Genomic DNA, 19,955 nt, shown 5'->3' with positions numbered 1-19,955 from the left:
TGTGCTTAGGCCAGCTGGTAGCCGGCCTCGTCGACAGCGGCGGCGACCTGCGCGTCACTAAAGCCCTCACCGGTGACGGTGACAGCGCCGGTGGCGTGATCAGCGGTGACGTCGGTGACGCCGGCAATCTCGCCGATTTCTTCCTTCACGGACATCTCGCAGTGCCCGCAGGTCATTCCGGTGACGGTGTAGTTCTTGGTGGCCATGAGAGGACCCCTTTCTGGTAGGAAGTGTTCCACGGACCATGATATACCCCCTAGGGGTATACCGGCAAGGAATAATCCAGCCTCATGTACCGTTGAGTGAGAACGAACCTACTAATCAACGTCATTGCGATAAGGGAGAGATAGTCATGGCAACCATCGACATCACTGAGGCAACCTTCGAGGCAACCGTTACCGGAGAGGGCATTACGCTTGTCGACGCCTGGGCGGAGTGGTGCGGCCCGTGCAAGCGCTTCGGCCCGGTCTTTGAGAAGGCCTCCGAGGAGCACCCGGATGCCACCTTTGCCAAGCTCGACACCGAGGCCAACCAGGACCTCGCGGTGAAGCTGCAGATTCAGTCCATCCCGACCCTCATGGTCTTCCGCGATGGCATCCTGGTCTTCCGTCAGGCCGGAACCATGCCGCCGGCAGCACTGGAGGATTCTGATTTCTCAGGTCAAGGACCTCAACATGGATGAGGTTCGCGCCCAGGTGGAGGAGCAGAAGGGCGGCGAGGCTTAGTCTTCCTCGGTTTCCTTCCGCGGCCTTCCCGCACTTCGCGCGCTTTCCTGCGAGTATCGCTACACTCGCAGGAAAGCGCATTTTTATAGTGACCACGTTCTAAGGAGAGTAAGGCGATGGCAAATCCGTTCAGCAAGGGCTGGAAGTACGTGATGGCCTCTTTCGATCAGAAGATCGACGAGAACGCCGACCCGAAGGTGCAGATCCAGCAGGCCGTTGACGCCGCGAAGGAGCAGCACCGGCAGATTTCTGAGCACGCCGCTGAGATCATCGGCCGCAAGACGCAGTTGGAGATGCAGCTCAACCGTCTGGTCACCTCCCAGAAGGACTACCAGGACCAGACGCGCCGCGCCCTAGAGATGGCGGATGCCGCTAAGGATCCGCAGGAGGCGTCCGAGTACACCAAGGCCGCCGAGGTCGTGGCCAGCCAGCTCGTCGCGGTAGAAAACGAGCTGGAGGGCGTCAAGAGCCAGTACCAGGCCGCCAGCCAGGCCGCCGAGCAGGCCAAGGCGCAGCAGCAGCAGTCCGAGGCCCGCCTTAAGGAACAGCTGGCCCAGGTGGATCAGCTGCGGGCGCAGGCGGACCAGGCGGCGATGCAGGAGAAGAACGCCGAGGCTATGGACTCGATGAACGAGCTCAAGCCGGATGACTCCACGCCGACGATGGACTCGGTGCGCGCGAAGATTGAAAAGCGCTACGCGGATGCCCTCGGCGCACAGGAGCTGCATCAGGCCTCCGGCGGGGACCGCATCCAGGAGATCGCGGCCGCCGGCCACGACATGCGCGCAACCTCTCGCTTGGATGAGATTCGTGCCGAGATGGCCGGGGAAGCCAAGAGCAAGGAGCTGGAGGCCGGCGAGGACGACAAGTAGTTCCCGCACGGAGCACCTAGCACGGAGCACGAAGGGACCTTCCACAGCGCGGGAGTAAGGCGCGCGGAAGGTCCCTCGACGTGTTTTAGGGGAAAGAGCTAGCCGTCTTGGCGGCGGACGTTAATGAGCACGCCGCGGATACCGGAGTGGAAGCCATCGCGCAGGTTGACGCGCTGGGTCTCAGTCAGCGTGTACTCGTGCAGCGTCTCGCACGCGAACTGCAGGAGCGGGCGGTCGATCTCCGGGGGCAGTCCGCCGCCGGAGAGCAGGTGCGCCTGGTCGCGCTGGTCGGAGCTTGCGGCGTTGTCAAACCACCACGATGCGTACTGCTGGCCCACATCAAACGGGGACTGGAAGCCGGCGGAGGTCCACACCTCTTCCGGTAGCGGCACGTACTTCGAGCGCAGCTTGCGGCGCGGGGCCATCATGGAGGGCTTCGGCGCCGCAGGTTTCGGGGCGGCGGGCTTGGGCGCGGGCGCGCCGGGCTTCGGGGCCGCGGGAGCGCTCTCCTGACCGGCGGGCTCCACGGCCTCATTGGGGCCGGCGGCAGTCGCGGCATCGGGAGCGGCGGGCGCAGCAGCGGACGGGGTGGCCGGTCCCGGCTTGGGCGCGGACGGGAAGGCGGCCTGCGCCTCGGTGGGCTCGGTGCAGTCGGTGTCCCCGGAAGCGTCGCCAAGCGCTGCGTTGGTCGCCTCACCCGCGGTCTCAGCGCCGTCACCTGAGGCGTCTGTGTGCTCTGGGTTCTGTGGGGTTTCTGGGTTCCCTGGGCCCTCTGTGGCTTCGGGGGTCTCGGCGCCCTCAGCGCGGGGCTCACGAATAGTCGGCGGCAGCGGGCCCTCCAGGACCTCGAGCTCCATGGCGTCGGCGAAGTCCTCGCGCGGATCGAGGATGGTGGTGGAATCGCACGCGTGGCGCAGGGCGGAGGACATGGAGTCCCAGCCAAAGCCGTAGAGGTGGACGCGCACGCCGTTGTTCACGGCCTCCTGGACGCCGGGGATCATGTCGGCATCGCCGGAGACCAGCACGAAGTCAGTGACTTGGCCCTGCATGGCGGAGACAATCATGTCCGCAACGAGGCGCGTGTCCACGGCCTTCTGCGTGCGGCGCTCGCCCCACTCAATGAGCTGGCCGGTGCGCAGCTGTACGCCGTCGCACACGCGCAGCGCGCGCTGGTAGCGGTGCGGGCCGGTATCGGGGATGCCGTCGTACCAGTACTGACGGTGGATCCGGTTGCCAATTTGGTTCTCAATCATGCAGCCGAGGGAGCTAACGACCTCGGGCAAATCGATTTCTAGCTGCGCTCGCGCACCCGTCTCCCAAGAGTTATAGAAACTTGCAAGTAGGTATGAGGTGTCAACGAAGACAAGTGTTCGTTCAAGCATGGCTCCTAAATTCCGTTCTATTGTTTCTAACTAATTTTTCTTTGGTCACTTCTGTGAGGTCCCCAGCCTAGGGCCGGTGTTATCCAGTGTGCCCCATTGGCCACAAAACGTCGATAACCTTTGGAAAAATCCCAGTTCGCGGACCTTTCGGGCGGAGCCCTTGCGGGGGATATGGGCCTGGTTATATGGTTAGTTACATGAGTAACCAACCAACCAGGGAGCGTGCATGGACAATTCCGCACAACCGCTCTTCCGCCAAATAGCAGTGCTCATTGAGGACGCCGTGATTGACGGCACCCTCGCGGAAGGGGCCCAAGCGCCGTCCACCAACGAGCTCGCCGCCTTCCACAACATCAACCCCGCCACCGCCCGCAAGGGCCTGACCCTCCTCGTGGACCTGGGAATCCTGGAAAAACGCCGCGGCATCGGCATGTTCGTCACCTCTGGTGCCGCCGAGCTGATCCGGGCACGGCGCCGCCACGATTTCGCGGCCGAGTACGCCGCGCCGCTTATCGACGAAGCCGTGCACCTGGGCTACACCCGCCAGGAACTCCATGACCTCATAGACCTAGTCGCAGAAAGCCGAGGACTCTACTCATGATCGTGACCCCGCACTTCACCTTCGACGACGGCCTGACGCACGGCCTCGTCGGCCCCAACGGCATTGGCAAAACCACCTTGCTGCGCAAGATTGCTGGCCAGCTTGATGGCTCCGGCATCACTGTCGACGGCGAGGCGCCCTACGACAATGAAAAAGTACTGGGCAAGATCGTGCTCATGGGCATTGATAACCCCCTGCCGGAGGGCTGGAATGTGAAGAAGGTCTTCACTGTGGCAGGCCTGCGCTGGCCGTCCTGGGATCAGAACCGCGCAGAGGAGCTGGTGGAGCGCTTCGAGCTGCCCATGAAGAACTACTCGGGCCTATCCCGCGGACAGAAGTCGGCGGCGAGCTTCATCGTTGCGGTGGCCTCGGGAGTGCCCTACATGCTTCTCGATGAACCCTATCTCGGCCTCGACGCCGCCAAGCGCGAGGTCTTCTACGACGTCCTGCGTGAGGAGCATGGGCGCACCATCATTGTCTCCACCCATCACCTCAACGAACTGTCTGGTTTGCTCGATACCGTGGCCCTGATGGGGGAGAACCCTCTGTCCGGCCCCATCGATGAGTTCATTGAGGGCGTCGTCCAGCTCACCGGTCCCGCCGAGGCCCTCGACCGGGCCCTGGGGCGCCTCCAACTCCCGGTGCTCGAGCGCGAAACTTCCGCCGTGGCAGACCGCGCGCTTGTCGACGCCCGCCCCAACCACACCGCCAACGTCTTCGACATGGCCCAGGAAATGGGGTTGCGCGCCACCGAGGTATCCCTCGAGCAGGCAGTCCTAGCATTGGGGGAGACGCGATGAAGCTCTATAGGCATATGGCGCTGAGCTGGATCAGCTTCTTCTTTGCCCTATGGATCGTCGTCTTGCCGCTGCTTGGAATAGACCGTGGGCAAGGATGGGCCATCGGGTATTCACTCTTTATGGCGTTCCAGCTCTACCTGGTCCAGCCTGACTTCTCGCGCTACCTAACCTTTGGGCTCAGTACGCGCGTCTGGAACGGGCATCGGCGGATCAATGCCTCGCTGGCGTTCCTGCTCATGCTTGTCAGCGCACCCTGGGGATTTCCGTGGTGGGTCCTCATCGCTCCCGCAGCGGTGTGGGTGCTGTGTATGGTGCGGCGCTTCGAGCCTTCGCGCCTGGACACGCGCTCGCTCATCGACGGCAGCGAGGGCGATTCCTCAACGGGATGGTTCTCCGCCTCCCCGGTCTCCCAGATTGTGGTGCGCCCTCAAGCTCGCGCGTGGATGTGGGTTGCGATGGGTGTAGTTATCGCAACGGCGATAACCTTCGCGGTGAGCAAGCTGTGGGATAAAGGCATAGGCATCGCGGGTGTCATTGTCACCTTGACCGTTGTGCCATTGGTGCTGGACGTAGTGCGCAGCTCGCTGAAAGACGCGGTGACCTTTGGGTTGCCGCGGGAATCTTGGGCCACGGCCACACTGCTGTGTACGGCCATCCCGGTGGCGCTGGCTCTCCTGGCCGACCTGGTAGCCCTTGCCTGGAGCGGCGAGTTCGTCGGAGCCACCATCATCTGGCTTGCGTCGACAGCGTGGCTCTTGAGCCTGGCCATTACCGATAAGCGCACGTGGTTTTACACGGTGGCGCTGGTGGGAATCATCGCCGCCGCGTCCAGTGCGTGGCTCCTCACTCCCGGCGTGACGAAGGGATGGATGCTCGCGGGAATGGCCGTGATCTACCTCGCCTGGGGCGCGGCCTATCGCCGGATGGCGAAGCGCGTCGACGTCTTCAGTCCGGGGGTTATGGGCTGGTTCGGCGTCAAATAGACGTCGGCGCAAGAAAGCGCGAAAAGTAGCGATTTAAGGCACCTCAACGAAGGTCTAAAAACCTTGGTTGAGGTGCATATTTGTGTTTTTTCAAGTGCGTGTGTAACTTTATGTGAGTCAGCGCGACCGACAGCGCCCCACAGGAACTGAGGTTCTTGGAGAGTGGCGGTAGGAAAACAGGCCCTGACAACAAATATTTTCTTTACTCGCAGTACTGCGTTCCATCTACTGATGGTCTGTATGACTGTGTGGTGATGATGTGTGAGAACTCAATAGTGTGCCAATGTACTTTTTTGTGTTGGTTGGTTTTTGATTGTTCTGGCTGTGTTGTGCTGGATGTGCAGCATGGTTGGTGTATGCCGGATGGCGCTTTTTTCAAGCGGCGTCATTGTAAATAACATAAGTTGTTTGGGCGTAGATTGAAAATCTTCTAACTAGGCCAGCCTCCTTTTTTGTGCCCCGTCGGGTTGGGGGTTGGTTGGATTTTTTCTTTATGTAATTTTTGGATTTGCCAGTCCGTGTGGTGTGTGCGTGATGCGTTCGCATTATGCGGTTTGGTTTGTTCTTTTTGTTAGGTTTGGGCTTTTCACGGCCTTTTTGTGGAGAGTTTGATCCTGGCTCAGGACGAACGCTGGCGGCGTGCTTAACACATGCAAGTCGAACGGAAAGGCTCCTGCTTGCAGGGGTACTCGAGTGGCGAACGGGTGAGTAACACGTGGGTGATCTGCCTTGTACTCTGGGATAAGCTTGGGAAACTGGGTCTAATACCGGATAGTAGCCGCCTTTAGTGTGGTGGTTGGAAAGTTTTTCGGTGCAAGATGAGCTCGCGGCCTATCAGCTTGTTGGTGGGGTAATGGCCTACCAAGGCGTCGACGGGTAGCCGGCCTGAGAGGGTGTACGGCCACATTGGGACTGAGATACGGCCCAGACTCCTACGGGAGGCAGCAGTGGGGAATATTGCACAATGGGCGGAAGCCTGATGCAGCGACGCCGCGTGGGGGATGACGGCCTTCGGGTTGTAAACTCCTTTCGACAGGGACGAAGCTTTTTGTGACGGTACCTGTATAAGAAGCACCGGCTAACTACGTGCCAGCAGCCGCGGTAATACGTAGGGTGCGAGCGTTGTCCGGAATTACTGGGCGTAAAGAGCTCGTAGGTGGTTTGTCGCGTCGTCTGTGAAATTCCGGGGCTTAACTCCGGGCGTGCAGGCGATACGGGCATAACTTGAGTGCTGTAGGGGAGACTGGAATTCCTGGTGTAGCGGTGAAATGCGCAGATATCAGGAGGAACACCGATGGCGAAGGCAGGTCTCTGGGCAGTAACTGACGCTGAGGAGCGAAAGCATGGGTAGCGAACAGGATTAGATACCCTGGTAGTCCATGCCGTAAACGGTGGGCGCTAGGTGTAGGGGGCTTCCACGTCTTCTGTGCCGTAGCTAACGCATTAAGCGCCCCGCCTGGGGAGTACGGCCGCAAGGCTAAAACTCAAAGGAATTGACGGGGGCCCGCACAAGCGGCGGAGCATGTGGATTAATTCGATGCAACGCGAAGAACCTTACCTGGGCTTGACATACACCAGATCGCTGCAGAGATGTAGTTTCCCTTGTGGTTGGTGTACAGGTGGTGCATGGTTGTCGTCAGCTCGTGTCGTGAGATGTTGGGTTAAGTCCCGCAACGAGCGCAACCCTTGTCTTATGTTGCCAGCATTTTGGTTGGGGACTCATGAGAGACTGCCGGGGTTAACTCGGAGGAAGGTGGGGATGACGTCAAATCATCATGCCCCTTATGTCCAGGGCTTCACACATGCTACAATGGTCGGTACAACGCGCAGCGACACTGTGAGGTGGAGCGAATCGCTGAAAGCCGGCCTTAGTTCGGATTGGGGTCTGCAACTCGACCCCATGAAGTCGGAGTCGCTAGTAATCGCAGATCAGCAATGCTGCGGTGAATACGTTCCCGGGCCTTGTACACACCGCCCGTCACGTCATGAAAGTTGGTAACACCCGAAGCCAGTGGCTCAAACTCGTTTAGGGAGCTGTCTAAGGTGGGATCGGCGATTGGGACGAAGTCGTAACAAGGTACCCGTACCGGAAGGTGCGGGTGGATCACCTCCTTTCTAAGGAGCATTATTTTTCGCACCAGTTGGTGCTTGAAGCAATCATCACTATCTTCACTCTTCTTTTTTGTTGTTGTTGTGGTGGTTGTGTGGTGGTTGAGTAGGCGATTGTTCTGCTGCCACTTTTGTTTAATCGGGTGGAGATACGCCTTAACCAGAAGCAATCAATTGATTAATTGCCAATCAACGCCTTTGTTTAGAGTACTTGGTGCATTGTTGGGTGTCTGGGGCATTATCCCCTGGTTGTAACCCACACGGATGTAATGACCACTTTGTGATTGGTGGTTGTTGGCCTGTGTGGGGTGTTGTGTGAGAACTGTATAGTGGACGCGAGCATTAAACTGCATGCTGTTATCACCATTGGTGGCTGGCCTTTGTTGGTTGGTTGTTGTGGTGGGTGTGTGGTTTGTGTGATTTCTGTTCTTTTGTGTTTTGTGTAGTTCACGCCGGCATGAATGATGACGCACTGTTTGTGTGGTTGTTGTTTGTGTTGGTTGTGTGTTCGTTATTTAGGGCGCATGGTGGATGCCTTGGCATGCTGAGCCGATGAAGGACGTGAAAGGCTGCGTTAAGCCTCGGGGAGTTGTCAATTGAGCGTTGATCCGAGGATGTCCGAATGGGGAAACCTGGCACCTGTTATGGGGTGTTACCCTTCAGTGAATTCATAGCTGTTGTGGGGGTTTACGCGGGGAAGTGAAACATCTCAGTACCCGTAGGAAGAGAAAATAAATATGATTCTGCTAGTAGTGGCGAACGAACGTGGATGAGGCTAAACCGTGTGCATGTGATACTTGGTAGGGGTTGTGTGTGCGGTGTTGTGGGCCCCAACGTGCGGTGACTACCATCATCGTGCTTGTGTGTTGTTGTTAGGTGAAGTGGTGTGGAAACGCCTGCCAAAGAGGGTGATAGTCCCGTAGTTGAAGACTTCAGCATTTAAGTTGTTGGGTTGCCCGAGTAGCAGCGGGCTCGTGGAATCTGCTGTGAATCTGCCGGGACCACCCGGTAAGCCTAAATACTCAGTGTGACCGATAGTGTATTAGTACCGTGAGGGAATGGTGAAAAGTACCCCGGGAGGGGAGTGAAATAGTTCCTGAAACCGTGTGCTTACAATCCGTCAGAGCACTTTTTTTAGTGTGATGGCGTGCCTTTTGAAGAATGAGCCTGCGAGTCAGCGGCATGTCGCGAGGTTAACCCGTGTGGGGTAGCCGTAGGGAAACCGAATCCTAATGGGGTGTTGAGTGGCATGTCCTGGACCCGAAGCGGGGTGATCTACCCATGGCCAGTGTGAAGCAGCTGTAAGAGGTTGTGGAGGCGCGAACCCACGTAGGTTGAAAACTGCGGGGATGAGCTGTGGGTAGGGGTGAAAGGCCAATCAAACTCCGTGATAGCTGGTTCTCCCCGAAATGCATTTAGGTGCAGCGTCGCATTAGCTTGGTGGAGGTAGAGCTACTGGTTGGTTGAGCGGGACTACAATCTTAGCAATGTCAGCCAAACTCCGAATGCCATCAATTGTGTTGTGCGGCAGTGAGACTGTGGGGGATAAGCTTCATAGTCGAGAGGGAAACAGCCCAGATCGCCGGTTAAGGCCCCTAAGGGTGTGCTAAGTGGAAAAGGATGTGGGATCGCGAAGACAGCCAGGAGGTTGGCTTAGAAGCAGCCATCCTTGAAAGAGTGCGTAATAGCTCACTGGTCGAGTGGTCCTGCGCCGACAATGTAGTGGGGCTCAAGCACACCGCCGAAGCCGCGGCAAACATTTTTGTTTGGGTAGGGGAGCGTCGTGCATGTGTTGAAGCGTTACCGTGAGGGGGCGTGGAGTGTGTGCGAGTGAGAATGCAGGCATGAGTAACGAATTGGAAGGTGAGAATCCTTCCCGCCGGATGACTAAGGGTTCCTGGGTCAAGTTCGTCTTCCCAGGGTGAGTCGGGACCTAAGGCGAGGCCGACAGGCGTAGTCGATGGATAACCAGTTGATATTCTGGTACCCGTATGTCCGCGCCCATGATAAAGCACTGATACTAACCACCGCGGATACGACTGATGTGTTCTTTGAACACGTTGGTTGTTGATGTCGTGGGGCCTGATGTGTGGTTCAAGTGATGGGGTGACACAGTGTAGTAGCCATGCCGCTTAGTGGATTGTTGGTGTAAGCGTGTGAGGTGGTGTGTAGGTAAATCCGCATACCGTGTAGCCTGAGGCGTGATGCGTAGCCCGATAGAGGGTGAAGTTGGTGATCTAGTACTGTCGAGAAAAGCCTCTAGCGATGTGGATGTATGGCCCGTACCCGAAACCGACACAGGTAGTCAGGTTGAAAATACTAAGGCGTTCGGGTGAACTGTGGTTAAGGAACTCGGCAAAATGCCCCCGTAACTTCGGGAGAAGGGGGACCACACGACTTCGGCACTTTTTGCGAGTGCTTTGGGGTTGTGGGGTCGCAGAGAATAGAGGGAAGCGACTGTTTATCAAAAACACAGGTCCATGCGAAGACGTTAAGTTGATGTATATGGACTGACGCCTGCCCGGTGCTGGAAGGTTAAGAGGACCGGTTAGTCACCTTTTGGTGGCGAAGCTGAGAATTTAAGCCCCAGTAAACGGCGGTGGTAACTATAACCATCCTAAGGTAGCGAAATTCCTTGTCGGGTAAGTTCCGACCTGCACGAATGGCGTAACGACTTCCCTGCTGTCTCAACCACAGGCCCGGTGAAATTGCACTACGAGTAAAGATGCTCGTTACGCGCGGCAGGACGAAAAGACCCCGGGACCTTCACTATAGCTTGGTATTGGTGTTTGGTTCGGTTTGTGTAGGATAGGTGGGAGACTTCGAAGCATGCACGCTAGTGTGTGTGGAGTCGTTGTTGAAATACCACTCTGATCGGATTGAGCATCTAACCTTGGCCCATGATCTGGGTTGGGGACAGTGCCTGGTGGGTAGTTTAACTGGGGCGGTTGCCTCCCAAAATGTAACGGAGGCGCCCAAAGGTTCCCTCAGCCTGGTTGGCAATCAGGTGGCGAGTGTAAGTGCACAAGGGAGCTTGACTGTGAGACAGACATGTCGAACAGGGACGAAAGTCGGGACTAGTGATCCGGCACCTACTTGTGGATGTGGTGTCGCTCAACGGATAAAAGGTACCCCGGGGATAACAGGCTGATCTTCCCCAAGAGTCCATATCGACGGGATGGTTTGGCACCTCGATGTCGGCTCGTCGCATCCTGGGGCTGGAGTAGGTCCCAAGGGTTGGGCTGTTCGCCCATTAAAGCGGCACGCGAGCTGGGTTCAGAACGTCGTGAGACAGTTCGGTCTCTATCCGCCGCGCGCGTTGAAACTTGAAGAAGGCTGTCCCTAGTACGAGAGGACCGGGACGGACGTACCTCTAGTGTGCCAGTTGTTCCGCCAGGGGCATCGCTGGTTGGCTACGTACGGAAGGGATAACCGCTGAAAGCATCTAAGCGGGAAGCCTGTTTTAAGATGAGGTTTCATTATAAGGTCCCCCAAAGACGATGGGGTTGATAGGCCAGAACTGTACGCACCGCAAGGTGTTTAGGCGACTGGTACTAATAGACCAAAACAAACACACACTTACCCCCAAGAGGGAAGTGTTAACAACACAAACACGATTGTGAATCACACACTGCCCGTGTTCGCGTCCACTACACAGTATCTGACACAACACCCACGGCCAGAAAAATGCCCTGGAAGTTTGTCGGTGGCCAATAGCAGCAGGGAAACGCCCGGACCCATTCCGAACCCGGAAGCTAAGCCTGCCCGCGCTGATGGTACTGCAACCGGGAGGTTGTGGGAGAGTAAGAAACCGCCGACACCAAACAACACACAATAACTCAATACAACACCGAAAAAGGGGACCGTTGAAGCACCACCACTTCAACGGTCCCCTTTTTGGGTTTTACCCGCGCGAGAAGAATTGCAAAATGAGTCCTCGTTGAATCTGAGGTAAACGAAACGTCATTTGTGGAAACTTGTTTTCTGACGCGAGGGATCATATCGTGGCAAACTTGAATATATGGACTTAACTGAACTGCTAACAATATTTGATCGAAGTTTAGCTAATCTCAAGAAGCTCGATGATGTGTGGGAACGGGCGAAGACTTTTATGCCACAAGGGCCTGCAGTCAGTACTGATCCTGAGTATGAAGACTTGCGGCGTGCGTGGGAAGATTTGTTACCTGGGCTTCCTCCAATAGAGGGGTGGACTATTGTCGATGAGCTGCCGGATATCGTTGCGCTAGGACAGGCGCTTTGGGGATATGCGGAACTCGGTGAGCCCCCTTTGGCGGTTTGGGCTGCTATTGAAAAGCCGGCTAAAGATCTGGCAGAGTATCGCTACAAACTTAATAGGTCGCGAAGGATGGCAGTGCGTGACCGTCTTGAGCAGCTTGTTGTCTCGATTGAATCAGACCTCTCGTTGTTGTTGGAAGACGTGGAGCGAGATTCCAGTGAGGTCTCTTATCAGGGGAAGTTCGGGACCGTTTAGCGGACTCGTTTTGTGAGGTCGAGCGGCTAATGGGGGACACTTCTCGACAAAGCGTCAGATGGGGAGACTTAAACCGCCACCTAAACTTTGGGCAGGGCCATGATTGGTATGATATTCAAGAGATGGACTGGCCTAGCGTTAAATCAGATGTTTTAGCTGCTGGACTAACAGGTGTCGATCCCCTGCCTGTGCCGGATGTGGACCTAGGTTTCGCTGCGACTGGAAAGTTGACCGGAACGGCGACAAGTGCGTTGCCGTGGGATCATCTCAATGAGGCAGGCTTCGAACGGCTTCTTTTTGACCTACTCCGGAGCCTGGAAAACCATCAGAACGTGCAATGGTTACAGCGCACTCGTGCAGCCGATAGGGGTCGAGATCTCTCATGTGAGCGCGTTATTCACGATGGAGCGGGGGGTGTAAGAACTGAGCGGGTGGTCGTCCAAGCTAAGCACTGGAAGACTAAATCAATAGGTGTGTCAGAAATATCAACCAACGTGGCAAATATGGCTCTAATTTCCCCGCCGATCGTTCGAGTTTTAGTTTTTGCCACCTCAGGGACCTTTACATTAGATGCGGTCGAATGGTCCGAAAAGCACAACGAAAAAGGTGTTGCCCCAAATATTGAGCTCTGGCCGCATAGTCGGTTGGAGTCTTTACTAGCAGCCCATCCCGCACTAGTTGCCGATCATGGACTCAGATAATGAGAAATGGAGCGGGAGGATGGAGACGGTGATGATGTTTGGGGTACATCCCAAATGAGTTTGTCAAGTTGCTTCTGTGTGGGGCTAGTTTTATAGGTACTTATCGAAGTGGTCGGGGTAGGCCACGGCCATTTGGTTGCTGGCTTGTTTCCAGCTGGCAACTCGGGCTCCTTCCATAAGTCTGGCGGTTGTCGCTGAGACTCGTTTGCCCTTCTTTGCCCCTTGGCAGCTCAGTTGTCTTTAATATTATAGATCATCAACCACTGCGTCTTCAGCGCTGATTCATCGTTAGTGAATTGCCCCCCTGTTGCGGATAGTTTGGAGCGCCGTTGCGCTAATTACCCTGCCTTAGCGTGGGCCTAGTTATGAGTTGTGATGTCTAGCGACATTTTGGACACGGAGTCCAGGATGTTTTTGGACGGGATGTCTAGTGGCTTTTTGGACGTTTGCGGCGGTGGAATAGCCGGATGGCTATTCCATTGCATAAGCGTAGAAAGGTCGCAGATTTCGATCCCGTTCGTGACGGCAAGACGGTCACACAGTTTTGCAAAGAATTGGGAATCTCGCGGCAGACGTACCACAACATCAAAAGCCGGATAGCGCAGAAGGGTCGGGCAGGCATTGTGCCGGATTCGACTGCCCCGAAGAATCCGATTAAGAAATTCCACGAGGCCGACAAAATCGCAGTCGTCCACGCCAGGCAGGAGTTGATGGAGCAAGGCTTGGATTATGGGCCTTGGTCGATCTACTACTTCTTGTTCGACACTGTAGGTCCAGATTCCACACCGTCGCGTTCTACAATCGCCTCGTGGCTTCATGAGCTGGGATTCGTTGATGCCAACGCCCGCAAACGGCCACGCAGCTCCTATAAGCGCTTCGCCCGCGCTCTCGTCGGTGAACTCTGGCAGATCGATGGACTGGTCTATCGCCTCTTTGACCACGCCCACACACATGTCACGATTTACCAGGTTATCGATGATGCCAGCAGGTTCGATGTCGGAACCACAGCGTTCGCTCTGCCAGAAAACGGTACTGATGCGCGCGCTGTGCTGGCCGCAGCGTTCGCCGCCTACGGCAAGCCCCAAGAAATCCTTTCCGACAATGGCGATGCGTTTGCCACCTATCACCGTGGTTTTCTCTCTGCTACTGAAACTTGGCTCGCCAGCCAAGGCGTTCTTGCTATTGCTGGTTTCGCCCCGACAACCCAGGGAAAAGACGAGCGCTCTCACCGCACGTTGACCCAGTTCCTCGATGCACGCCACCCAGTTAGCCTTGCTGAGGTCAACGCCTATCTGGCTGAATATCGCCAGGTGTACAACGAGCGACGACGGCATCAATCACTGCTGGTCGGCAAAATGCACATCACACCACGCCAGGCTTTCGATACCTTCCCCAAGGCACCGTCGCCTACGCATCCACTCGATCCTGAGCAGGTCTGGGCCCGCGTAGTCGCCTACAACCAGGCTCACAATCCACACGCTGTACCCGAAATGCTAAACGGCCCCGTGGAAGCGGCAACTTCACACGAGGCCAGCACCGATGACATGGCAGCTCAGCAGGGCATACCTTCCACCGATACCCCCACACTAACGGTGCCGACGACAAATTCAACAAACCATTGGGGCATCCCAGACCAGCTCTGCGTGAGCAAAGATGGCGTTGTACGCGTGTGCGGCTTCGGTCTCTACATTGGTCTGAGGTTTAAAAACCGCAGGCTCTACTCCACGGTCACAGCCGATAACGTTGCGGAGTTTTACACGGCCCATGACGGTGAATTCCTCTTCAGCGTGCCGCTGCCAATCACGTTGAGCCACAGGCCACCAGGTGGCCAGATCAACATCAACCTCGTTGAAGGAATGAAACATCGCCAACCACCGCGGATGAACCCGAAACTATCCAAACCCCGGCCGAAACGCAGGCCATAACCATAAACCGCTAGAAGTGTCCAAGAACTCCATGGATTCCGTGTCCAAGAAGACACCGGACTCCATGTCCAAAAACCCTATGGACATAACAGGCCTAGTTATGAGTTTGGCCAGAAGTTGGGGTTGACTGCCTTTTCTCTTGTGCTTTCGATGTCCGCTCCAGCAGTAGGTGGGCCGTTGGTTTTCACACTTGATTCATAGCGCGCCTATCTTAGTGTTTCGATTGGTGTGATGATTGCCTCAGATGCCATTTTAGAAGTGTCAGGGAGCTGAAAACAATTCGGTTCGGAATATTAAGGGTTTAATAAATAATGGGTTTCAAGCGGTAGTTGTGAGGTGAATTCCCGGGTTACTCCCGACAAGGGATCGACAAAGGAAATGTGTGTAGCCGTCAGGTGCATGGGAATCCGCATGTCCTCGGCTTCTGCGGGGAGGATGGTGGGGTAAATGGGGTCCCCAATAATGGGTATTCCTGCCTGAAGCATGTGGAGGCGTAGCTGATGCGTCTTACCGGTGTGCGGCTTGAGCGTGTATCTTGCCAATGTCGGAAGCGGTCCGTGGAGGGCTTCGTACGGTGCCTTGTCGATTGGCTCCACGGCGGCTACCTCCGTCACGGCGTTGGGCTCGCCCGCGACAATGCGCCCTTGGAGCTCCCCCGGGGTCTTCTCCATGCGGGAGCGCCAGAGGGTGCCCGGTGAGACGTCGGAAAGCGCGGCGATGGCTTCGTACGTCTTGGACACTCGGCGCTGCGCGAACAACGTCTGGTAGGCGCCGCGAACTGAGCGGTCCTTGGTGAAGACGAGGATGCCAGAGGTGAGGCGGTCGAGGCGGTGCGCGGGGGAGAGCTCGTTGTTGCCGGTGGCGCGGCGCAGTCGCACCGTGGCGGTTTCCGTGATGTGACGGGCGCGCGGCATTGTAGCCATGAACGGCGGCTTGTCGACGACTAGGAGGTGCTCGTCCTCATAGAGGATTGGGATGTCGTAGGGGACGGGGGTCTCCGGCGCGGGGATCCGATAAAAGTAGATGGTGGCGTTAGGGGCCAGAATGCTGTCTGGGGTCAGGGAGGTTCCGTCTTGGAGGACCACCTCGCCCGCAGCGAAACGAGAGCGCAGGGCGGCGTCGTCGTCCTCGGGGTGCCGGTGGCGTTGGGTGAGGATGAGTTCGCGGACGAAGTCCCACGCGGTGATGGGGCCTTCGGGGACGCGTGCGTGGGTGGGGTTTAGCCCATCGCGGATGGGAAGTGGGGTTGCGCCACGCCGTTTTTTGGCTAATCTTTCTCCCATGGATTTTAACTCTATTCTCGCGCCCGTCATTGACTTCTTTTCCAATGGTATCGGTGCGGTCATTCGTGACATTGCGGTGACCCTGTACAACGTCCTCTTCCCCGCTAATGCGGATGCTGCTACCACCCCACAGGCCGGCCTATAGGTATTAGACTGGAGATGTAAGCACGTCGAAAGGATAAGGTCATGGCCAAGGAAGACATTGTCGTCGTAGCCGTTGATGGTTCGGAAGCGTCGAAAAACGCCGTCCGTTGGGCTGCTAACACTGCAATGAAGCGCGGGATTCCGCTTCGTATCGCATCGAGCTACACGATGCCGCAGTTCCTCTACGCCGAGGGCATGGTCCCGCCGAAGGAGCTCTTTGAGGACCTTCAGGCAGAAACCTTGGAGAAGATCGAGGCCGCGCGCGCTGAGGCCCACAAGGTGGCCCCGGAGCTCAAGATTGGTCACACCGTGGCGGAGGGTTCCCCGATTGACATGCTGCTGGAGATGTCCCAGGACGTCACCATGATTGTCATGGGCTCCCGCGGTATGGGTGGCCTGTCCGGCATGGTGATGGGCTCGGTCTCCGCCTCTGTGGTCTCCCACGCATCCTGCCCGGTCGTGGTTGTTCGCGAGGACAACCAAGTGACCGATTCCACGAAGTACGGTCCGGTTGTCGTTGGTGTCGACGGTTCCGAGGTCTCCCAGAAGGCTACCGCCTACGCGTTCAAGGAAGCGGAAGCTCGCGGCGCCGAGCTCATCGCGGTTCACACCTGGATGGACATGCAGGTCCAGGCTTCTCTGGCTGGCCTGTCCGCCGCCCAGGCGGAGTGGGCTGAGGTGGAGAAGGAGCAGGCGGAGCTGCTCACGGAGCGCTTGGCCGAGCACCAGCAGGAGTTCCCGGACGTGCCGGTGAAGAAGATCATCGCCCGCGACCGCCCGGTGCGCGCGTTGACTGACGCGTCCGAGGGCGCCCAGCTCCTGGTCGTCGGCTCCCACGGCCGCGGCGGTTTCAAGGGAATGCTGTTGGGTTCCACCTCCCGCGCGCTGCTGCAGTCCGCGCCGTGCCCGATGATGGTGGTCCGCCCCGACTCCGAGTAGTGTAGCGAACTCATAAAGCAAGAATAACGATTCGGGCGCAGTACGCTGTGAAGTTGCTGCGACCGAATCGTTTTCTGGGTTTTATGTGTACAGTGGTTGATGAAGGCAACAAACATAAAGAAAGGGAGTGCCGCAATGGGACTCGGTCTTGGATTCTTCGGTTCAATTGTCGTCGGTATCATCGCCGGCTGGCTCGCTGAAAAGATCATGAAGCGTGATCAGGGCCTGCTCACCAACCTGATCGTCGGTGTCATCGGCGGCCTGATTGGTGGAGGTATCCTCGCCATCTTCAACAAGTCGGTGGGTGATAGCTGGTTCCTCATGATCATCACCGCGACCGTGGGCGCCTGCATCCTGCTGTGGATCGTCGGCGCGATTACCGGCCGCAAGAAGTAAGATTTCGCATACATACCGGTTTGTCTATATTGTGTAGATGAACCGGTTTTGTCATGTGAGGAGAAAGTAATGGCAGAGAAGAAGTCGCGCCGCAACCGCCCCAGCCCGCGCAGCCGCCTGCTGGATTCTGCTACGCGTCTTTTTACCACCGAAGGTATCCGCGTTATCGGCATCGACCGCATTCTGCGTGAGGCCGATGTGGCTAAGGCGTCGCTGTATTCTCTGTTCGGATCTAAGGATGCGCTTGTTATCGCGTACGTGGAGGCGCTGGATGAGCAGTACCGCGCTGATTGGCAGGAGCGCACCAAGGACTCCACCGACGCGGAAGCGAAGATCCTCGCCTTCTTTGACAAAGCCATTGAAGAGCAGCCCGGTATGGAGTTCCGCGGCTCCCACTTCCTGAACGCGGCGGGCGAGTACCCGCGCCCGGAGACCGACGCCGAGCGCGGCATCGTGGCAGCATGCGTCGAGCACCGCACGTGGATGCATTCCACTATCACCGCCCTGCTCAATGCCAAGAACGGCTACCCCTCCGAGCAGCAGGCCAGCGAGCTGCTCATCTTTTTAGACGGCGGTATGGCAGGTGCCCGCCTGACCCGCGAGATCGCCCCGCTGGTTGCGGCCAAGCAGCTGGCTATTCAGTTGCTGTCGGCCCCTCCTGCTGATTACTCGATTTAAGCACCTTCTTCGCCTCCTCCACGAGCGCTGAGTGGCGCTGTGCAGCCTCCTTGGCCTCCGCTTTGGCCTGCGGGTTCTCCTTCCACTCGGCCTTCTGCTCTGCCTTGCGGCGCTTGCGTTCCTTGGTGCGCCAGCGGCGAATGCTGTCCTTGCGCTGCTCATGAATCACCTCGGGCAGCGGGTAGTGACGGCGCAAAATGGTCTCAAAGGTCAGCGTTTGTAGCAGCGTGAACAGGTAGGAACATCCCCAGTACAGGATGATGGTAACCGGAATGGGGCCGTGCCAGGCCACGTTCCAGAGCATCCAGGGGATGATGAGCACGGAGAGTGCCATGAACCACAGCAGGCGCCGGGGAATCTTCTGATCGAACTGCGTGGTGAGATAGCCGCGGTAGAGCGTGACTAGCGTGTTGAGGGAGGTAAACACGATCGCCGCCACCAGCATCGGCAGCACCAAGTCGTGGTGTTCGCGGGCAAAGTCCGTGAGCGGAACACCGAAGACGGTGGAGGCGCGGAAGGAGGAGACGTCGGCAAGCGTGAGCATCCCCACCGGCTCGTTCGCGGAGCCCGAGACGTTGAGCACCACCTGGTACAGGCCCATAAAGGCCGGGATGACAATAAAGACGGGGAAGCAGCCCAGCGCAGGGTTGTGGTGGAAGCGCTTTTTTAGATCGCGCTGCTGGCGCAGCACGGAGACGGCCTCGTCCACCGTGGAGGCGTGGCGCAGCTCGGCGTTGAGCTCAGTCATTTCGGGACGCATGAGGGCGCCGATGCGGCCTTGCTTGACGGACATCCAGTTCAGCGGCGCGATGATGGCGCGCACGGTGAGCACGAGGAAGACGATGGTGAGAATCCACGCTGCGGAACCGTCCAGGAAGGAGCCAAAGAGAAGGTGCCACAGCTTCATGATGCCGGAGACCGGATACATGAATACTTCGAGCATGGTGGGGCATCTCCTATCGGTCCTGGATGGGGCACTTACACGTTACAGGGATTAGGGTAGTGGTCATGCCACAGCCCGCTGCGCAAAAGTCGCGCCTTGTCACCACTGTGCTCGGTGAGCTCATGCTCACCGTCGGCGTCGTCCTGCTGCTCTTTGCCTTCTATGAGTCCTACTGGACCAATATTGAGTCCGGCCACCTGCAGGAGGAGGCGAACGAGGCACTCGAGGAGGAGTGGCACAACCCGCGCGGTCAGGGCCACGCCCCGCAGCTGGGTGAGGCCTTTGCCCGCCTCTACGTTCCGGCTTTCGGCTCTGACTTTGCCTTCGCGGTCCTGGAGGGCACCAACGAGGACGACCTGCTGCGCGGGCCGGGCCGCTACACCGAGACGCAGATGCCGGGCGAGCCGGGCAACTTCGCCGTGGCGGGTCACCGCGTGGGCAAGGGCGCGCCGTTTAATGATCTGGGCAACCTGGCTACGTGCGACGCCGTCGTCATTGAAACCGCCACGGAGTGGATCACCTACCGCGTGCTGCCTATCGACGGCGCCGAGGGCACCTGCTTCTCCCCGGAGCAGCGCGCGAAGCAGGAATATCAGCAGGTTGTGGGGCGGCACATCACGCTGCCTGGCGACGTCTCAGTGCTCGCCCCTATCCCGGGCATTGAGCCCGAGGCAGGGGTAGAGCCCAGCGAGGGCTTGCTCACCCTCACCACCTGTCACCCCCAGTTTTCCAATGCGGAGCGCATGATCATTCACGCCATGGAAACTGACCGGCAGGATAAGCAGAGTACGAACGGGCAACGCCCAGCAGTCTTGGAGGAGAACTAATGTATCGCGCACTGTGGAATTTGTTGCCCGGCCCGACGGCGGTCAAGGCGCTGCTGGCGGTGGCGCTCGCCGTGGCCGTGTTCTTCCTGCTCATGGAGGTTGTGTTCCCGTGGGTATCGACCGTGATGCCGTATAACGACGTCGCCGTCTAGACA

17 protein-coding genes, 3 rRNA genes and 1 pseudogene are annotated in these 19,955 nt (G+C 57.7%); 17 read left to right on the top strand and 4 right to left on the bottom strand.

Annotation, left to right across the window (positions count from 1 at the left end; genetic code table 11):
* Window positions 1–5: 5 nt before the first annotated feature.
* Window positions 6–206: a heavy-metal-associated domain-containing protein gene (locus tag ACKFR8_RS08445; RefSeq protein ID WP_296134345.1), complete on the bottom strand. Its 201-nt coding sequence runs from the start codon at window positions 204–206 to the stop codon at window positions 6–8.
* Between the two features lie 146 nt (window positions 207–352).
* On the opposite strand from ACKFR8_RS08445, the pseudogene trxA reads away from it, so the two are divergent.
* Both trxA and ACKFR8_RS08435 read left to right on the top strand, forming a co-directional pair.
* Window positions 353–725, top strand: a pseudogene (trxA, locus tag ACKFR8_RS08440) (thioredoxin).
* A 116-nt stretch (window positions 726–841) separates the two neighbouring features.
* A complete protein-coding gene (locus tag ACKFR8_RS08435) occupies window positions 842–1,597 on the top strand; it encodes a PspA/IM30 family protein (RefSeq protein WP_408929766.1) in 756 nt (251 codons plus the stop codon).
* A gap of 98 nt (window positions 1,598–1,695) precedes the next feature.
* Here the strand turns inward: ACKFR8_RS08435 and ACKFR8_RS08430 are convergent, their stop codons facing one another.
* Window positions 1,696–2,979 carry an NYN domain-containing protein gene (locus ACKFR8_RS08430; RefSeq protein WP_408929765.1) on the bottom strand — a complete coding sequence of 428 codons (1,284 nt, stop codon included), beginning with the start codon at window positions 2,977–2,979 and terminating at the stop codon, window positions 1,696–1,698.
* Window positions 2,980–3,205: 226 nt separating this feature from the next.
* Here ACKFR8_RS08430 and ACKFR8_RS08425 point away from each other — a divergent pair, with 226 nt between their 5' ends.
* The 9 genes from ACKFR8_RS08425 to ACKFR8_RS08385 all read left to right on the top strand — a co-directional run bounded on the left by ACKFR8_RS08425 (window position 3,206) and on the right by ACKFR8_RS08385 (window position 14,590).
* Window positions 3,206–3,580, top strand: coding sequence for a GntR family transcriptional regulator (locus ACKFR8_RS08425; protein WP_296134339.1), 375 nt, complete (start codon window positions 3,206–3,208; stop codon window positions 3,578–3,580).
* On the top strand, window positions 3,577–4,380 hold the full coding sequence (locus ACKFR8_RS08420) for an ATP-binding cassette domain-containing protein (RefSeq protein WP_408929764.1): 804 nt from the start codon (window positions 3,577–3,579) through the stop codon (window positions 4,378–4,380). Before ACKFR8_RS08425 ends, ACKFR8_RS08420 begins: the two co-directional genes overlap by 4 nt.
* Window positions 4,377–5,363, top strand: a complete 987-nt coding sequence (locus ACKFR8_RS08415; RefSeq protein ID WP_306508153.1) for a hypothetical protein — start codon at window positions 4,377–4,379, stop codon at window positions 5,361–5,363. The genes ACKFR8_RS08420 and ACKFR8_RS08415 overlap by 4 nt, the downstream gene beginning before the upstream one ends.
* A 596-nt stretch (window positions 5,364–5,959) precedes the next feature.
* Window positions 5,960–7,478, top strand: a 16S ribosomal RNA gene (locus ACKFR8_RS08410).
* A 498-nt stretch (window positions 7,479–7,976) separates the two neighbouring features.
* Window positions 7,977–11,049 (top strand): 23S ribosomal RNA (locus tag ACKFR8_RS08405).
* Window positions 11,050–11,174: 125 nt separating this feature from the next.
* Window positions 11,175–11,292: ribosomal RNA gene (gene rrf, locus ACKFR8_RS08400) — 5S ribosomal RNA — on the top strand.
* Together the 16S, 23S and 5S rRNA genes form the textbook arrangement of a ribosomal RNA operon.
* Before the next feature lie 201 nt (window positions 11,293–11,493).
* The gene (locus tag ACKFR8_RS08395) at window positions 11,494–11,964 is read left to right on the top strand and encodes a hypothetical protein (RefSeq protein ID WP_408929763.1); all 471 of its coding nucleotides are present in this window, start codon (window positions 11,494–11,496) and stop codon (window positions 11,962–11,964) included.
* A 29-nt stretch (window positions 11,965–11,993) separates the two neighbouring features.
* Window positions 11,994–12,665: a restriction endonuclease gene (locus ACKFR8_RS08390; RefSeq protein ID WP_408929762.1), complete on the top strand. Its 672-nt coding sequence runs from the start codon at window positions 11,994–11,996 to the stop codon at window positions 12,663–12,665.
* A 467-nt stretch (window positions 12,666–13,132) separates the two neighbouring features.
* On the top strand, window positions 13,133–14,590 hold the full coding sequence (locus tag ACKFR8_RS08385) for an integrase core domain-containing protein (protein ID WP_408929761.1): 1,458 nt from the start codon (window positions 13,133–13,135) through the stop codon (window positions 14,588–14,590).
* Between the two features lie 293 nt (window positions 14,591–14,883).
* On the opposite strand, the gene ACKFR8_RS08380 is transcribed toward ACKFR8_RS08385, so the two are convergent.
* Entirely contained in the window at window positions 14,884–15,936 is a 1,053-nt protein-coding gene (locus tag ACKFR8_RS08380) for a pseudouridine synthase (protein WP_408929760.1), read from the bottom strand.
* On the opposite strand from ACKFR8_RS08380, the gene ACKFR8_RS08375 reads away from it, so the two are divergent.
* The 4 genes from ACKFR8_RS08375 (at window position 15,872) to ACKFR8_RS08360 (ending at window position 18,030) form a co-directional block, all read left to right on the top strand.
* Window positions 15,872–16,018, top strand: coding sequence for a hypothetical protein (locus tag ACKFR8_RS08375; protein WP_168165583.1), 147 nt, complete (start codon window positions 15,872–15,874; stop codon window positions 16,016–16,018). The genes ACKFR8_RS08380 and ACKFR8_RS08375 overlap by 65 nt on opposite strands.
* Window positions 16,019–16,059: 41 nt before the next feature.
* A complete protein-coding gene (locus tag ACKFR8_RS08370; protein ID WP_408929759.1) occupies window positions 16,060–16,956 on the top strand; it encodes a universal stress protein in 897 nt (298 codons plus the stop codon).
* A gap of 135 nt (window positions 16,957–17,091) precedes the next feature.
* The gene (locus ACKFR8_RS08365; RefSeq protein ID WP_296134722.1) at window positions 17,092–17,352 is read left to right on the top strand and encodes a GlsB/YeaQ/YmgE family stress response membrane protein; all 261 of its coding nucleotides are present in this window, start codon (window positions 17,092–17,094) and stop codon (window positions 17,350–17,352) included.
* A gap of 69 nt (window positions 17,353–17,421) precedes the next feature.
* Window positions 17,422–18,030: a TetR/AcrR family transcriptional regulator gene (locus tag ACKFR8_RS08360; protein WP_296134724.1), complete on the top strand. Its 609-nt coding sequence runs from the start codon at window positions 17,422–17,424 to the stop codon at window positions 18,028–18,030.
* Here ACKFR8_RS08360 and yidC read toward each other — a convergent pair.
* Window positions 17,987–18,973 (bottom strand): membrane protein insertase YidC, encoded by a 987-nt coding sequence (yidC, locus tag ACKFR8_RS08355; protein WP_408929758.1) that lies wholly within the window; start codon window positions 18,971–18,973, stop codon window positions 17,987–17,989. The two genes, ACKFR8_RS08360 and yidC, sit on opposite strands and share 44 nt — an antisense overlap.
* A gap of 65 nt (window positions 18,974–19,038) precedes the next feature.
* On the opposite strand from yidC, the gene ACKFR8_RS08350 reads away from it, so the two are divergent.
* Together ACKFR8_RS08350 and ACKFR8_RS08345 are read left to right on the top strand one after the other, a co-directional pair.
* Window positions 19,039–19,800 (top strand): class E sortase, encoded by a 762-nt coding sequence (locus ACKFR8_RS08350; RefSeq protein ID WP_408929757.1) that lies wholly within the window; start codon window positions 19,039–19,041, stop codon window positions 19,798–19,800.
* Window positions 19,800–19,952 (top strand): hypothetical protein, encoded by a 153-nt coding sequence (locus ACKFR8_RS08345; protein ID WP_296134729.1) that lies wholly within the window; start codon window positions 19,800–19,802, stop codon window positions 19,950–19,952. The genes ACKFR8_RS08350 and ACKFR8_RS08345 overlap by 1 nt, the downstream gene beginning before the upstream one ends.
* Window positions 19,953–19,955 lie beyond the last annotated feature (3 nt).

The organism is Corynebacterium axilliensis, assembly GCF_046097495.1.
GTDB lineage: Bacteria > Actinomycetota > Actinomycetes > Mycobacteriales > Mycobacteriaceae > Corynebacterium.
Note: the sequence above shows the minus strand (reverse complement) of the source record. Positions and strands in the feature narration are given on the sequence as shown.